The organism is Streptomyces sp. V1I1, assembly GCF_030817355.1.
Classification (GTDB): Bacteria; Actinomycetota; Actinomycetes; order Streptomycetales; family Streptomycetaceae; genus Streptomyces.
Genome location: NZ_JAUSZH010000001.1, coordinates 795,244 through 810,256 on the forward strand (window position 1 = coordinate 795,244; position 15,013 = coordinate 810,256).

14 protein-coding genes and 3 pseudogenes are annotated in these 15,013 nt (G+C 68.4%); 7 read left to right on the forward strand and 10 right to left on the reverse strand.

Translation table 11 applies throughout. The annotated features are described in order from the left end of the window. Positions 1 to 5: 5 nt before the first annotated feature. Together QFZ67_RS03995 and QFZ67_RS04000 are read left to right on the forward strand one after the other, a co-directional pair. Positions 6 to 1,052 (forward strand): ABC transporter ATP-binding protein, encoded by a 1,047-nt coding sequence (locus QFZ67_RS03995; protein WP_307659693.1) that lies wholly within the window; start codon positions 6 to 8, stop codon positions 1,050 to 1,052. Position 1,053: 1 nt separating this feature from the next. After that, complete coding sequence (locus tag QFZ67_RS04000; RefSeq protein WP_307659694.1) at positions 1,054 to 2,133, forward strand: ABC transporter ATP-binding protein; 1,080 nt, start codon at positions 1,054 to 1,056, stop codon at positions 2,131 to 2,133. A gap of 291 nt (positions 2,134 to 2,424) precedes the next feature. On the opposite strand, the gene QFZ67_RS04005 is transcribed toward QFZ67_RS04000, so the two are convergent. Next, positions 2,425 to 3,840 carry an amidohydrolase family protein gene (locus QFZ67_RS04005; RefSeq protein WP_307659695.1) on the reverse strand — a complete coding sequence of 472 codons (1,416 nt, stop codon included), beginning with the start codon at positions 3,838 to 3,840 and terminating at the stop codon, positions 2,425 to 2,427. Between the two features lie 235 nt (positions 3,841 to 4,075). Here QFZ67_RS04005 and QFZ67_RS04010 point away from each other — a divergent pair. Next, positions 4,076 to 4,778 (forward strand): annotated as a pseudogene (locus QFZ67_RS04010) (alpha/beta fold hydrolase). Positions 4,779 to 4,803: 25 nt separating this feature from the next. Here the strand turns inward: QFZ67_RS04010 and QFZ67_RS04015 are convergent. Both QFZ67_RS04015 and QFZ67_RS04020 read right to left on the reverse strand, forming a co-directional pair. Further along, positions 4,804 to 5,184 carry a hypothetical protein gene (locus QFZ67_RS04015; protein WP_307659696.1) on the reverse strand — a complete coding sequence of 127 codons (381 nt, stop codon included), beginning with the start codon at positions 5,182 to 5,184 and terminating at the stop codon, positions 4,804 to 4,806. After that, positions 5,154 to 5,351, reverse strand: a complete 198-nt coding sequence (locus tag QFZ67_RS04020; protein ID WP_307659697.1) for a hypothetical protein — start codon at positions 5,349 to 5,351, stop codon at positions 5,154 to 5,156. The genes QFZ67_RS04015 and QFZ67_RS04020 overlap by 31 nt, the downstream gene beginning before the upstream one ends. 133 nt (positions 5,352 to 5,484) lie before the next feature. On the opposite strand from QFZ67_RS04020, the gene QFZ67_RS04025 reads away from it, so the two are divergent. After that, a complete protein-coding gene (locus QFZ67_RS04025) occupies positions 5,485 to 5,769 on the forward strand; it encodes an Atu4866 domain-containing protein (protein ID WP_307659698.1) in 285 nt (94 codons plus the stop codon). Positions 5,770 to 5,972: 203 nt separating this feature from the next. Here QFZ67_RS04025 and QFZ67_RS04030 read toward each other — a convergent pair whose 3' ends face one another. Then, positions 5,973 to 6,845, reverse strand: coding sequence for a helix-turn-helix transcriptional regulator (locus QFZ67_RS04030; RefSeq protein WP_307659699.1), 873 nt, complete (start codon positions 6,843 to 6,845; stop codon positions 5,973 to 5,975). Between the two features lie 275 nt (positions 6,846 to 7,120). On the opposite strand from QFZ67_RS04030, the pseudogene QFZ67_RS04035 reads away from it, so the two are divergent. Next, a pseudogene (locus QFZ67_RS04035) lies at positions 7,121 to 8,312 on the forward strand (IS110 family transposase). An 8-nt stretch (positions 8,313 to 8,320) separates the two neighbouring features. Here the strand turns inward: QFZ67_RS04035 and QFZ67_RS04040 are convergent. The 4 genes and pseudogenes from QFZ67_RS04040 to QFZ67_RS04055 form a co-directional block, all read right to left on the reverse strand. Then, positions 8,321 to 8,590: a hypothetical protein gene (locus tag QFZ67_RS04040; protein WP_307659700.1), complete on the reverse strand. Its 270-nt coding sequence runs from the start codon at positions 8,588 to 8,590 to the stop codon at positions 8,321 to 8,323. A gap of 32 nt (positions 8,591 to 8,622) precedes the next feature. Continuing rightward, positions 8,623 to 8,856: pseudogene (locus QFZ67_RS04045) on the reverse strand (transcriptional regulator); the annotation flags it as partial. A gap of 113 nt (positions 8,857 to 8,969) precedes the next feature. Continuing rightward, positions 8,970 to 9,158 carry a hypothetical protein gene (locus QFZ67_RS04050; protein ID WP_307659701.1) on the reverse strand — a complete coding sequence of 63 codons (189 nt, stop codon included), beginning with the start codon at positions 9,156 to 9,158 and terminating at the stop codon, positions 8,970 to 8,972. A gap of 111 nt (positions 9,159 to 9,269) precedes the next feature. Continuing rightward, positions 9,270 to 10,145: a helix-turn-helix transcriptional regulator gene (locus QFZ67_RS04055; RefSeq protein WP_307659702.1), complete on the reverse strand. Its 876-nt coding sequence runs from the start codon at positions 10,143 to 10,145 to the stop codon at positions 9,270 to 9,272. A gap of 332 nt (positions 10,146 to 10,477) precedes the next feature. Here QFZ67_RS04055 and QFZ67_RS04060 point away from each other — a divergent pair, with 332 nt between their 5' ends. Then, the gene (locus tag QFZ67_RS04060; RefSeq protein WP_307659703.1) at positions 10,478 to 11,131 is read left to right on the forward strand and encodes a hypothetical protein; all 654 of its coding nucleotides are present in this window, start codon (positions 10,478 to 10,480) and stop codon (positions 11,129 to 11,131) included. A gap of 1,087 nt (positions 11,132 to 12,218) precedes the next feature. After that, entirely contained in the window at positions 12,219 to 13,079 is an 861-nt protein-coding gene (locus QFZ67_RS04065) for a type 1 glutamine amidotransferase domain-containing protein (protein WP_307659704.1), read from the forward strand. A 131-nt stretch (positions 13,080 to 13,210) separates the two neighbouring features. On the opposite strand, the gene QFZ67_RS04070 is transcribed toward QFZ67_RS04065, so the two are convergent. Further along, positions 13,211 to 14,026 (reverse strand): maleylpyruvate isomerase family mycothiol-dependent enzyme, encoded by an 816-nt coding sequence (locus QFZ67_RS04070; protein ID WP_307659705.1) that lies wholly within the window; start codon positions 14,024 to 14,026, stop codon positions 13,211 to 13,213. A gap of 53 nt (positions 14,027 to 14,079) precedes the next feature. Then, positions 14,080 to 14,949 (reverse strand): hypothetical protein, encoded by an 870-nt coding sequence (locus tag QFZ67_RS04075; protein WP_307659706.1) that lies wholly within the window; start codon positions 14,947 to 14,949, stop codon positions 14,080 to 14,082. Between the last annotated feature and the right edge of the window lie 64 nt (positions 14,950 to 15,013).

The window sequence follows — 15,013 nt, forward strand, 5'->3', positions numbered from 1 at the left end:
ATGGCGTGAACCATCTCAAGGATGTGACCGCGACCTTTGTGCCGGGACGGCTCCACACCGTCATCGGCCGGACGATGGCGGGAAAGACGACGCTGCTGCGGGTGCTGGCCGGTCTGCAGGGGGTCGACTCCGGCTCCCTGACCAGGGATGGAGCCGACTTCCTCAAGACGCCGGTCTGGCGGCGCGACACTGCCATGGTCTACCAGCAGTTCATCAACTACCCGCATCTCAACGTGTTCGACAACGTGGCCTTTCCGCTCAGGCGGGCGGGACTGTCACGAGCCGAGATTCGACTACGTGTCAGGAAGAGCCTGGCGAGCGTCGGCCTGGCCGACCTGGAGCGGCGCAAACCATCTCAGCTCTCCGGCGGACAGCAGCAGCGAGTCGCGGTGGCTCGCGCCCTTGCACGCGGCACGGGCATTCTCCTGCTCGACGAGCCGCTGGCGAACCTGGACTACAAGTTGCGTGAGCAGTTGCGCGACGAGTTCAAGACCCTCTTCTCGGACCAAGGCGACACGATAGTGGTCTACACGACCACCGAACCCGCCGAGGCGATGATGCTGGGTGACGTGGTGCTGGTCATGCATGAGGGCCAGATCCTCCAGATCGGCCCTCCGCAGGAGGTCTTCGAGCGCCCGGCGACGACCACGGTGGCGTCCATCATCAACGACCCTCCCATGAACATCTTCACGGGCCGGATCGAGGGCGGTCAGGTCACCGTGGCCGGCTTCCAGGCCACGCACGTATCCCCGCATCTCGCCGACCTGCCCGACGGCGCCTACCAGTTCGGCCTGCGGGCAACGGACGTCGGTCTGGCCTCCGCCGGTGTCGAGGGCGAGGTCACCTTCGTCGAGATCTCCGGGTCCGAGACCTTCGTTCACGCGGCCGTCGGCGAGACTCCGTTCGTCGTGCAGATCGAGGGCATCCATGACGTCGCTCTTGGCGATCTGGTGAAACTGCGGCTACGTCCGGAGCGGCTGTTCGCCTTCGACGAGAAGGGCACGCTCGTGCAGACACCTTCATACGATCTTGCTTCACTGGAAGGACGTTGATATGGCGCAGTTGGACATTGTCGACGTCGGGCACAGCTACGCGCCGGGTGTCGAAGAGGAGCAGTGGGCTCTCAAGCCACTGCAGCTGACATTCGAAGCCGGCAGGACCTACGCGTTGGTCGGACCGTCGGGTTGCGGCAAGACCACGCTGCTGAACATCCTGTCCGGACTGGTCAGACCGTCACAGGGCCAGATCCTGTTCGACGGCGTGGACGTCACGGCTCTGCCCACGAAGGCGCGCAACATAGCCCAGGTGTTCCAGTTTCCCGTCATCTACCAGTCCATGACGGTGTACGAGAACCTCGCCTTCCCTCTGCAGTGCCGGCACTGGGACAAGGCGAGGATCGACGCCAAGGTCCACCAGGTCGCCGAGGCGCTGGACCTGGATGATCGGCTCAAGCAGCCCGCCCGGCGGCTCACCGCCGACGACAAGCAGCTGATCTCGCTCGGCCGTGGTCTTGTCCGCGACGACGTGGCGGCCGTGCTGATGGACGAGCCGCTGACCGTCATCGATCCGCAGCTGAAGCACTCGCTGCGGCGCAAAATCCGTGAAATCACCGAGCACTTCCAGCCCACAGTGATCTACGTTACCCACGACCAGTACGAAGCAATGAGCATTGCGCAGGAAGTACTGGTCATGAAGGACGGCCGAGCCATGCAGCAGGGCACCCCGGAGCAGCTTTTCGAGGCACCCTCGTCAGCGTACGTCGGCTACTTCATCGGCTCCCCGGCGATGAACTTCGTGACGGTGGACGGGCCACGCGGGAACTTCACCCTTGGCGGCCGGGCCCTGGCCGTGGCGTGGGACATCCCGGACGGAACCACCGACGTCCAGGTGGGAATCCGTCCCGAGTACGTCAGAATCGTCACGGAACCCGGGCCCAATACGTTTCCCGCCAGGCTTCGGGGCGTCCGGGACCACGGGCCGCAGCGCGTGCTCGAGATCGAGGTGGCCGGCCGGCTCATCAAGGCGAAGGTGCCGCGGGAGGACGGAGTTCCGGCGAAGGAGGCATTCCTGGTGCATCTGCCGCGCGCCAAGGCGCTCCCCTATGCGGACGGTCGCCTGGTACTCCAGTCGTAGATTGTGGTGTTGCCGACGGCAGGTCAGTTGCCGTCGGGCAGGAGAGGCGCCCGGCCCTCGACGGCTCTGACGTCGGCGTGCACGCCGTTCACCGCAGCGGACAGCCGAAGCCGATCTCCGCTTCGATGCCTTGCTGGTGCGTCATCTGCCGATCGATGGGAGGGCGCTTCCCACACCGCCTGGCCAAGCAGCCGATCGGCCAGGTCGTTCTGGAGGTTGCGCGACGCTGCCACCGGGCGGACACCCGGGGGGTGCCTGTCGCGGCGGCAGCGAAGGAGCGGGGAGAGAGGATCAGGGAGCGGTCGCGTTGGCGGCCTGGGCGGCGGCAAGGACATGGTCGCGGGAGGCCGTGACTTCGGCGCGCAGCGCGGGAAGGTCGACGTCGAGTACATGGCCGTTGAACTTGCGGATCTGGCCGGCGATCAGGACGGTGTCGATGTTGCGGGCATCGGAGCCCAGGACGACGGTGCCGATCGGGTCGTTGAGCGGCATGTTGTTGATCTCCTCAGCGTTGATCACCAACAGGTCGGCCTGCTTGCCCGGTGTCAGTGAACCGACCACGTCGGCCAGGCCGTTGGTCCGGGCGCCCTGCAGGGTGGCGAAGTCCAGCACATCGGTGGTGCTGATGCGGACCGGCTCACGCTCGGTGCCGTAGACGCCGTTGACCGCGCGCATCCGCTGGATGGCGTGCAGGGCCCGCATCTGCGTGAACATGTCGCTGGCCAGCGCGACTTCGACATCGATGCTGAGGCCGGGGCGGACGCCGACGGACAGGGCCTCGTCCACGGCGGGGATCGCGCTCTCCAGGCCGATCTGGGCGTCGGAGGTGGGGGCCAGCGCGATGGTGGTACCGCTGGCGCCGATGGCGCGCCAGGCCTCGGCGGTCAGGCCCGTGGAGTGGATCAGGGTGAGGTCCGGGCCCAGCAGGCCCTGCCGCTCCCAGGCCAGGATGGCCTGCGAGGACGAGGTGCCGAAGACCGCGTCGACGCTGACGCCGATACCCAGCTCCTTGGCGAACCGGGCGAGTTCGGGGCCGTACGCGATCTCGGGTCCGGCGATCTCATCGGTGGCCAGGGTGGCCAGGCGGAAGGTCAGCAGCTCGCTGCCGTACTCCTTCTGCAACCGGGCGACATCGGCCGGCCACTGGTGGTCCCACGCGCCGAAGTGCGGGCTCATGGCGGCGTGGACGCCGCGGATGCCGGTGTCCAGCAGGGCGCGGACCGCAGCGTCGGAGTGGGCGGCGGTACGGGAGTTGTGGGAGAAGTCCAGCATCGTGGTGATGCCGGAGTCGATGGCGGTGAGCGCCGCCAGCTTCGTCCCGGTGTACATGTCCTGAGGCCGGTAGACCGGGGCGTAGCCGAGGAGAGTGGTCGTGACGTAGGCGCCGAGGTCGTCGACGTCCGGCATGATCCGGCGCAGTTGGGCCTCCCACGCGTGGCGGTGGGTGTCCACGAATCCGGGGGTGACGACGGTGCCTGCGGCATCGACAACCACGGCGCCCTCGGCGGCCCCCTGGGCGCGCAGGTCGCCGCCGACGGCGGCGATGGTGGTGCCCTGGACGAGCACGTCGCCGACCGGGAGGGTGCCGAGTGCGGGGTCCATGGTGACCACCGTGGCGCCGGTGAACAGGATGCGGCGGTCGGGGTCGGTTGCGGTGCTGCGCAACTGGTCGAGGACGGTCTGACGCGGGGTGTGGTCGAGGTTCATGGTCGAGTCCGTTCACATGTCGGGGGCGGGGCGCCTCCGATGGGCGTCCGGTATGAGCAGCCTCCGACGGCGCGGGGGCGAGAGCCAGGCCGCCGTTCACCTGGGTGCGCGACACCCCCCTGTCGGGCCGAGGACGGCACCGTGACGGTGACTGCGCACGACGACGGCGGCCGCCACCGGCCGATCGTGCGCGCAACCGAGGCGAGTTGTCAGACCGCCGCGCTACGTTGCCACCATGGCGAAATTCGTACTGATGGCGGGCGCGTGGCTTGGATCGTGGGCGTGGGACGAGGTGGTGCCGGAGTTGCGTGCGGCCGGGCACGGCACCCACCCTTTGACGCTGTCCGGCCTCGCCGACAAGCAGGGCGTGCCGGCAGGGGCAGCAGACCCATGTACAGGACATCGTCGACGAGGTCGAACGCCACGATCTCCGCGACGTCGTCCTGGTCGGGCACAGCTACTCGGGCATCCCGGTCGGTCAGGCCGCCGAGCGGATCGGCGACCGGCTGACCCGCGTGGTCTTCGTCGACTCCAACGTTCCGGCCGACGGCGGGTCGTTCGTCTCCGGCTGGTGGGAGGGCCCTGCGAAGTTGGAGGCCTCGATCGCCGGGAACGGCGGATTCTGGGCACCGCTGACCACGGCCGACTGCGACGGCCAGGGCCTCACCGATGAGCAGATCGCACGGCTCGTGGGCGGCTCGACGCCGCACCCGGGTGCCTCTCTGGCCGAGCCGGCCGTGCTGGCACTGCCACTCGGCGAGCTTCCGGCGACGTACATCAAGTGCCTGCTCGACGGCGCCGAGCCGAGCGACGACGTGGCCGAGCTGCTGACCAGCGAGCACTGGCGGCTGGTCGAGATGGACACCGGCCACTGGCCGATGTTCTCCCAGCCACGCGAGCTGGCACGGATCCTGCACCAGTCAGCCGTGGAATCCTGAGCTTCGGCCAGCACGTGGCGCCAGTTCAATGGCCTGCGCTCCAGGCAGAGGCTCCTGACGGAGTCCACGCTGATCCCAGGTGATCGGACACTTCGCGTCGGCTCCGCTCTGGAGCTGGGTCAGGATGAGTGGGGATTGCGGGGTGGTTCGGAGGGCTGGTTGCGCAGGCCGGAAGGGCCGGGTCGATGCCCAGGACGAGCGCCACGGCCACGATGCGGAGGATGCCGCCGAAGCCTTGCCCGGCGAGGGCGCCGGTCAGCTGCGGGCCCAGGCTGACGCCGATGAACATGCTGCATGCGTAGAGGGCGACGGCCGCGCCCCGTGCGTGCGGTGCGATCGTGTTGACGGTCTCGACCACGGCGGGTGCTGGTACGGCTACGGCGGCCACGAACAGCAGCAGGGCCACAGCAGCAGCATCGTGTGGCCGCCGAGCAGCGAGCCGGCCGCGACAGTGACGGCGGCCAGGGCCAGGGCGAGCACCACCCGCGGCGGTGCGGCGAGGCGTTGGAGGACGGCCCGCATCTGCGTGAACATGTCGCCGACCAGGGCGACTTCGACAGGAGGCCCGCCCATGTGAGGCCGGGCGAGCAGAATCGCAGCGCGGAGCGGAGGCCGGCCACAACACTGGGTGCGCGGCACCCGGGAAGCCCTCACCTGGGGAGACGGCGGCCTGGTTGCTCCGCGCCGCAGGGCCGACTGTAGAGCCATGACCAGCAACGAAATGCCCCGCGATCCGCATCCGTACGTCGGGATGTGGGTGACCGCGGACGGGTTCATCCGCCAGGAACTGCTGCCGAACGGCCGCTACGACGAGGCCCGCGGCAACCGCCGGAGCGCCTACACCGGCGGCTATACCGTCACCGGCAGCCACATCGACTACGTCGACGACACCGGCTTCACCGCCACTGGTGACGTCCGCGACGGGATTCTCTTCCACGAGCACCTGGTGCTCTACCGCGAAGGTGACCAGCGCGCCCGCGATGGAGCCTGACCATGACCGGGCTGGGCGACGGCGGCACGGCAGTCGAGCTGCGAGCCGGACGGTGCAAGCAGTAATCGGCTGCGGCCTTACCCCGTGATCAGCAGCCGACGCGGTGGACGCACCGACTCGCCGCGTCGGCTACACGCCGCTCAACTGCCGCCGCACGCAGCAGACTTCCTCAGAATACGTGTCTGGCCACACGGGCAACGGAACTACGTGTCGCTGGAGACCCGGTCGGTTTCGGCCTGCTGCTGCGCGGGTTCGCGGTGGTCGGCCCGGGAGCGGAGCTCGACGAAGGCGGCGGCGGTGGTGCTGGCGGGTTCGGCCTGGTAGACGACCAGCTGCTGGTGCGGGGCTTCGTTGACGGTGAAGGCGGAGAACTGGATTTCCAGGTCGCCGACCTGGGGGTGCTTGAGGTTCTTCGCCTGCCGGGTCTTGCCCTTCACATCGTGCCGCGCCCACAACTCGGTGAATTCCGGGCTCTTCGCGCAAAGGATCTCGACGACTTCGGTGATACGCGGGGAGTCCGGGTCATGTCCGTAGGCCGCGCGGATTTCGGCGACGCACGCGTGCGCCGCCTTCTCCCAGTCCTGGTAGAAGTCACGTCCCGCCGGGTCCAGGAACACCATGCGGGCCAGGTTGTCGAACCGCTCGAATCCGCTGTGCAGAGCCGTGGCGAGGACGTTCTGCGCCAGCACGTCCAGGGCCGGGCCCAGGACGAACGCGGGGGTGTCGGGCCAGCTGTCGAGCAACTGGAGCAGCTGGGGGCTGATCCGGTCGTGGCCGGCGGGAATGCTGCGGCGTTCCTGGGGTGCCCGGGTAAGTCTGCGCAGGTGGTCGGTGGCCTCCTCATCGAGGTGGAGGGCGGCGGCGACGGCGTCGATGACCTGGGGCGAGGGGCTGGTCTCCCGGCCCTGTTCCAGGCGCATGTAGTAGTCGGAGCTCACACCGGCCAGCATGGCGACTTCCTCGCGTCGCAGCCCGGGCACCCGCCTGCGACCATGCTCGGGCAGGCCCACATCCTGTGGCTTGAGGCCTTCGCGCCGTGCTCTGAGGAACTCTCCCAGAGGAGTGCCGTCGCTCATGGTCCCAGGCTAGTCGAGGAAGGAGTGCCGGGCTCAGGCGGTCCTACGTTGTTTGTGGGTTGGACGGGCCGTCGTAAGGTCCAGAGGCCCAGAGACACCGGGTATGGCTTTCAGGCGGTTGCACTCGATGGTTTGCCTCACCTGGCCGCCCGGTGTCTCACGACGACTCGGCCGCTGATTAGGAGCCGCGAGCACCTGCGGGTGTATCGCTGAGTAGGACCACGCTGGCGAGGTCGTTCGGGAGAACAGCTCATACCGACGAACCGGAGGAACCCGTGCCCCAGATCTGGGCGGGCGTGGACATCGGCAAGACCCATCACCACTGCGTGGTCCTGGACGCCGAAGGCAAGCGGCTGCTGTCGCGGCGGGTGCTGAACGACGAGCCGGAGCTGCTGGCCCTGCTCGCCGACGTGCTGGCCCTCGACGAGGACGCCGTATGGGCGGTCGACGTCGCCGACGGCATGGCCACCTTGCTGATCAGCGTGCTGCTCAACCACGGGCAGCGGTTGCTCTACATCCCCGGTCTCGCGGTGAACCGGGCCTCGGCCGGCTACCGGGGCACCGGCAAGACCGACGCCAAGGACGCCACCGTCATCGCCGACCAGGCCCGGATGCGCCGGGACCTGACTGTGCTGCGGCCGGACGACGAGGGTGCCATCGAGCTGCGGGTCCTCACCAACCGGCGAGCCGACCTGAACGCCGACCGCACCCGCCGGATCAACCGCCTGCGCGGCCAACTCACCAGCATCTTCCCTGCGTTGGAGCGGTGTCTGGACCTGGGTAACGTCGGCCCGTTGATCCTGCTGACCGGCTACCAGACCCCGGCCGCCCTGCGCCGCACCGGCCGCAAGCGTCTGGAGACCTGGCTGCGCAACCGCCACGTCCGCAGCCCCGAGGCCCTCACCACGGTCGCCTTGGAAGCAGCCGAGCGTCAGCACACCGCCGTTCCCGGGGAGAAGATCACCGCGCAGGTGATCCACACCCTGGCGAAGGAGGTGATGGGCCTCAACGAGCAGATCACCGAGATCGACAAGCTCATTGCGGCCCGGTTTCGCGAGCACGAACTCGCCGAAGTGATCTCCAGCATGCCCGGCATCGGCCCGCTGCTGGGGCGCCGAATTCCTCGCCGCCACCGCTGGCGACATGAGCCGCTACGGCACCGCCGACCGCCTGGCCAGCCTCGCCGGAGTAGCCCCCGCGCCCCGGGACTCCGGCAACGTCAGCGGCAACCTCCACCGCCCCCGGCGCTACCACCGCGGCCTGCAACGGGTCTTCTACACCTCCGCGTTGATCAGCATCCGCAACTGCGACGCATCGCGGCGCTTCTACGAACGCAAGCGCGCTGAAGGCAAACGGCACACCCAGGCCGTGCTCGCGCTGGCCCGGCGACGGGTCAACGTTCTGTGGGCCCTGATACGTGACGGACGGTGCTACCAACGCGAACTCCCGGTCACAGCAGCAGCTTGACAACATCATTAGGAGGTGGGGCCCGGTTCGCTGTGCACGGTGGTGCGGGCGTCGTCGGCGAGGGGCTCGATCGCCCAGGTCGCCAGGAGCCGCAGGGCGGTTTCGGAGGGAGAGCCCGGCTCGGTGGTGCAGATGAACAAGATCTGGTCGGTGTCGCCGGGCAGGGCGAGGGCCTGGTACGTGACGGTGAGGTCGCCGACGACCGGGTGGTGGTAGCCCTTGGTCCCCTCGGTGCGCTCGTGCACTCGGCGCTCGGCGCTCGGCGCTCGGCCCAGCACTCCCGGAAGTACTCACTACATACGGCGAGTTCGCCGACCAGCTCGCCCAGCTGCAGGTCCTCGGGATGGCGCCCGGCGTCCATCCGCAGCATCGCCGCGGTGTCCGCGGCGGCGGTCTCCCAGTCCGCGTACAGCTCGAGTGCGGCGGGATCGAGGAAGACGAACCGGGCCTGATTGCGCTCCCGGGTCGGCATCGCCTCGAAGTCGGCGATCAGTGCACGCGAGAGCGGGTTGGCGGCAACCACATCGGTACGGCGCCCCAGCACGAAGGCGAGGCAATAGGCCGCATCCAGCGTGGCCAGCAGTTGGTGGGCCGCCGGGCCGACCCGCTCGCGCGGGGCGGGCCGGGTCTTTCGGTGCTGGATGGGGCGCCGGTTCGCTAAACCGAACAGATGTACGCATTCGGTGTCGTCCAGTCGTCGACGCTGAGGGCCGCCAGCTGGGCGAGCTCCTCCCGGCGCAGGCCCGGTACGCGCCGCCGGGAGGTCCTCGGCATTCCCGCCTCGGCGGGGGTGAGCCGGCCGCGGCACGAGCGGAGAAACTCTCCCAGCTCCACGATGTGGTTCATGGCGTCATTCTCCTTCGCGTCCACCCTGATGGGGAGCCGTGAGGGTAGCCCTGGCGCGCACCCAGGAAACGCAGGGCAGGGCTCTGTCCTCGTGGAGCCGCGAGCGCGCACTCAGTCGGTGCCCATCGCGGTGTCCTGCGCGGGAACGGGGATGGCGCTCAGCGAACCGAGCAGGGCAAGGGCGTCGGCGGAAGGGCTGCCCGCTTCGGCCTGGTAGACGATGAGTTGCTGACCGGGAGCGCTGTTCACGGTGAAGGCCTCGTAATGCAGCTCCAGGTCGCCGACCTCGGCGTGATGGAAGAGCTTGGCCTCGCGAGTCTTGCCCCGCACGTCCTGGCGAGCCCACAGGGAGCGGAAGTCGGCACTCTTCATGGACAGTTCGCCGACGAGTTCGATCAGTAGCGGGTCCTCGGGGTCGATACCGGCCGCCCGCCGCAGTGTGGCCACGCATGATTCGGCGGCACGGTCCCACTCGCGGTAGAAGTCGTGCGCGGCCAGGTCCAGGAACGTCATGCGCAGCAGGTTGTCGGAGTGGGTGAAGCCGGCGTACAGGGCGCCCGCGAGCTGGTTGCGCGCCAGGATGTCCAGGGCGTGGCCAAGGACGAAGGCGGGCGTGTCGCCCCAGGTGTCGACGAGCCGCCGCAAGTGCGGGGCGACGCGTTCGACGCGGGGCGCGCGGCGCGTACGGCGCGTGGTCGGGGTAGCCACACGGTACAGGTGAGCCACCGCTTCGTCGTCCAGCCGCAGAGCTCGCGCGACGGCTTCGAGTACCTGCTGGAACGGGTGACGTTCACGGCCCTGTTCCAGACGCATGTAGTAGTCGGCGCTCACCCCGGCGAGCGTGGCGACCTCTTCTCGGCGCAGACCGGGCACCCTGCGGCGGCCGGAGGTGGGAAGCCCCGTGTCTTCGGGGTGCAGTTGGGCACGCCGTGCGCGGAGGAAACCTCCCAGCGCGTTCTCGGCGGCGGGGCGCTTGTCTGTGTCCATGGTGTCGAGGCTAGGGCGGCCCGACGCCGTGTGGTGGGGGGTGAAGGGGGGCGCGCTTCACCTAGGAGACTCACCCCCCGGATATCTACGGGGCGGTCGCCTGCCGGTGGTGGCACGAGGCTTCGTCCCTCATCCCACGTGAGCCGTACGGGCGGTGGCGGGCAGGTTCGGTTACTCGACGCCACCGGGGACGACGTGCGGCTTCACCACGCGTGTGATGCGCTTGATGGAGTGGACGACCCGCGGTACTACCCGGGCCCGACCCATGGCGGGCCTTTCCCCACAGGCGGTCTCCGCGCAGGAGCGGAGACGGGCGGTGACCAGGAGGAGCCATGTCCGACACGACGAAAGCGGCCCGGCACCTGAGCGGCCTGCGGAACGCTCGCTACGGCGAGATCCTTCTCATCTCGCCGGGCGAGGACGGTCGTCTCAAGGCAGCCGTCTATAATACCTTCGGTCTCAACGACTGTCCGCCGGAGCGGTGGGACGCGCTCGACCCCGGTGCGCTGGCGGAGCAGTTCAAGGTGCCGATGGTGTTCCTGAACGGACCCCGCTTCTGGACGATCGACGAGGTCACGGCGTTCGAGTGGGGGGACACCGCGATGTTCGACGGCCTGGAGGCCCGCTGCGTGGCCGAACTCCGCATCCCCGCCGAGATCGACCTCACCGGGGCGACGGCCAAGAAGTTCTACGTCGATTCAACCGTGAAACGGGACACCGAGTACGTCCTGTCCAGCGGCAAACCGGTGCACGCGCTGCTCGCCCCGGGCGACCGCACATACGTCCTGCAGGCGTACTCCCACACCGTGGACGACAGCCAGACGATGGACTCCCTGGCCACGCTCGGCCACCGGCTGCGGCTCCCGCAAGGCTGGCAGTATCGGGTCCATGCCCCGGAAGACGACCTTGTCGTGCGGACGGTCGCGGGAGATGCCCACGTCGTGCAGGACGAGCTGGAGAACACCTACATGCTCCTCGCCCACTGAGCCGTGGCCCGGCAGCGGGCGCCGCAATCCTTGAGGTCCGGCGCCTGGACGGGCAGTTGGTGCCGCAGGTCAGGCCACCCGTCACCGTGGCTTGAGAGGCACCGGCGGCAGTTCGGGAGCGAGCGGTTCGGCCGCCGTCCTAGCCCTTTGCGTCACCGAAGCGGGACCCTTCCATCCAGTCCCGCAGTCCGTCCAGAACCACCCAACTCCACGTACCCCGCCCCATGAACAGCCATCGAACGATCACCACATCGGACACAGCTTTATGACGCCGTTTCCGATGGCGGGTCGCATCCGTGGGGCTCCGATGCGCGAAATCGATCTGGTTCCGCCGAGTCGGGGCCCAGTCGCGTCAGATGGCTGAAGCCGGTGGGCAGTTCGAGGGTCTGGTCAGTACGGTCACCGGGTGTGCCTCTACGCCATGACCTACTACAAGCTGCACTACGCATGCGTGACGTGCCGTGTCAGCTTCAAGCAGCATGCGGATCCGGAGCGGGAGCGTCCGTGCCCGAACTGCGCCCGGCCCCTTGTTTGCGCTGGTCACGACTTTGCTCCACCACCAAGGCGTAATGTCCGCGGGTGGTCCGTAGTGGCTGCGGTGCTGGGCGAAGGACTGCGCTACGAGGGGCGACTGGTTTGTGGCTGTGGCAAGGAGCCGAAGTTCCGTCCGCGTACGCGCTGCGAACTGCGAACGCGTCAGATCGCGGCTTCAAGGGCCGGGCTGCCGCTCTCCGAGACGTTGTCTCGCGTTGACCCTCTGACGCCGACGGCGGACTGAGGCAGCGCCTCATGGGGCGAAGTTCGCGTACGAACCGCGTCAAAGCGATGTCCGAGGCTGTCCCGCACCGGTCCGTCCCTGTGAGCACCGGCTACGAGGGCGACGCAGACGTTGACTCCTGGGCGACACCCGCTGCGTACGCCATCGAAGCTGCAGCCAGCAGTAGCCTCACAGTCGATGGGACTCGAAGCATCTCGCGCGTGCCAATGAGTACTTCAACCGCCTCGTCGAGTCGCTTAACCAGGAACATCGGTGGATGTCGTGCGCCGACCCGCACGCAGGACGATGCCGGCATCGAAGGAGGTAGCAATGGCAACTGTATTGATGCCCATTCCCGCGCAGGACTTCGACCCCAGCGAGGTGGCGGTGGGGTGGCAGGTCCTTACCCGGGCCGGACACAGTGTTGTGTTTGCGACGCCCGACGGCAGGACCGCAATGGGGGACGAGGTCATGCTGACGGGGCAGGGGCTCGATCCGTGGGGACGTGTTCCGGGACTGAAGCGATTCCTCGGCATCGGGCGGGCCCTGCGTGCCAACGCCGATGCCCGGTCCGCCTACACAAAGATGGTCCAGTCCGAGGAGTTCCGCGTCCCGCAGTCGTGGGATGCGTTGACTGCCGATGGCGCGGACGGCCTGTATCTGGCGGGCGGCCACCGCGCACGGGGCATGCGCCCGTATCTGGAGAGCAAGACTCTTCAGTCCCTGGTCGTGGATGCATTCCGCCGCGACCTGCCGGTTGCGGCGATCTGCCACGGCGTTCTGCTCGCCGCGCGGAGCACTGACCCCGACAGCGGTCGCTCGGTTCTGTACGGCCGCCGTACCACGGCGCTGACATGGCGCCTTGAGAGGACGGCGTGGCGAATCGCCCGGCGCACGCGCTACTGGGACCCCGATTACTACCGCACCTACCGGGAGGAGCCTGGCCAGCCTGAGGGCCACATGTCCGTGCAGCAAGAGGTGACACGGAATCTGGCGCATCCGGAGGACTTCCTCGATGTCGAGCCCGGCACCGCGGACTACCGGCGCAAGGCTCGCGGCAGCAGCCGCGACAGTCCGAGCGACGAGCGCCCCGCATTCGTCGTCGAGGACGGGAACTACCTGTCCGCCCGCTGGCCGGGTGACGTCCACACCCTCGCCAAACGATTCGCTGCCAAACTCGCTCGCCGATAGTGCCGCTCGCCGAGTCATGCGCTGGTGAGCTCGCACCCGACCGCAGCGTCAGCTTCCTCATCCACACAGTCCTGGTATGCCTTACGACGCAGGCCGACGTCTTGCGGCGGCAGGCGACCGATTGGCGAGCATCAGAACGCGGAGTGGCTGAACCAGCGGGTGAGTAGGCGCTCGTCGCCCGATACCTCGAAGGCTCTGCTGTCGTACGTAAGCCTTCCGTACATGAGCAGGAGCAAGTCAGCGGCCCGACCCCTGACCTTGGCGTGCTCGAGTGTCTGCCCTGACGGGGCCTCCTCCGCTCGTTCCGGCTCGATCCCGAACGTGTCGGGCCGCAGCCGGACGACCCAGGTGTCACCGTCGCTCTCACGGTCGGTGCACTCGAAACGGATGGCCTCGCCGTTCCCGCGCAAGTTCGCCACGTCTGGTGCGAATGAGCTGGCGTAGGGCAGATTGACCAGGAACTCGTCCACGCCGTCTGCGGCCAGTGTGGCGTCGATGTCCGATGTCCGACCCACGGTCCGTTCCGCGTCGACCCGGTGTACCAGTGTTTCGAAGGCCATCCGGCGGACCCAGAATCGCGCGCGCTGGTCGGCACCCCAAGCCCACATCGGGGCGTCGGGATCGGTGGTGCGCAGGAGGGCGAGGACCTCGGAGACCTCAGTTGAGAGCCATTCGGCAAGAGCGTCCTCGCGCTCCGGCAGCCCCAGCTCCACCGTGCGCTCGCGTGGCGGCTCCTGGATGACGCGGGTCAGCAGAACGCTGAACCAGCGCTGCACCGTTCCGAGGTGTCTGGTCAGATCGGCCAGCGTCCAGTCGGGGCATGTGGGGACGGCTGCGGTGGGATCTTCGGCCGTGATGGCGGCTGCGAATCGGGCGGTATCCCGCTCGATCGCCTCGAGGTAGCGGTCGTATGGCAGCGGGTGCCCCGGCAAATGTGCGATGGTCACTCGTCCTCGCTCTATTGACGCGTGCGGGTTGGCCTGACGACCGCTTGCCAGTCTCACTCTCGGAGTGCACTCGAAGGCAAACCGATCCGCCGGTCAGGGAGGCCGAGCAGCAGAAAGACGCGGTGCGCCGCACCCGTTTCGGGGCGTACGACGAACAGGAGGGTGACGGCCGCGACCACCGGTACGCCGAGCCACCAGCCCAGCAGGTGAACCAGCACACTGGCGGCCACAGCCGTGCCCAGCGCCACCCCGAAGACGGCGCCCAGCACGGCAGCGACGATACGGAGCCGCCCGGCCACCACGCCGCCGTCGGCACCGCCCGCTGCGAGCTGCCCCGACCTGACCCAGGAGACCATCAGCGCCAGCATCGCCGGGACGATCACCGCCCCCATCCCGTACAGCGTCAAAGCGACAGGCGAGGCCAGCCAGTCGCCCGCGCGCGACAGTGCCTGCCCGAGGCCCGGATGCTCGGGCCAGGCCGCGAAGGTATCCCGGTCGGCGGAGAAGAACCGCTGGTAGCCCCGGCCGTCCCAGCCGTGGACAAGAATGAAGAACATGCCCGTGTACCCCAGTCCTGCCTGGAGGAAGGCTGCGTACACCCGGCCGCGCGCGATCAGCCGCGCCGCGACGCAGTAGCCGAGCACGCCCTGGCTCACATTCGTCGCGGCGAACAGCGCGACCAGCCATGGGGGCAGCGAGCCGTGGCCGTCGGCCGTCTGCATCGTCTCCCAGTCCGGAAAGCCCCACAGCAGCCAGGCGCCGCTCGGCGCGAACAGCACGGCGCAATACAGCGCACTGCCCAGCAGATAAGGATCCGACCATCGGCCGGCACGGCGGGCGTCAGCGCTCCTGAGCTGGTACGCGGCGGCGGTGGCGAGGCTCGCCCCTATGCCGTACGACCAGAAGACATCGACCTGGACCATTGTTCTCCCCTTTCCGGAATGACATGTCATTCCGTTCGGAAGGCAAAAGAAATGAGCGGTCCTT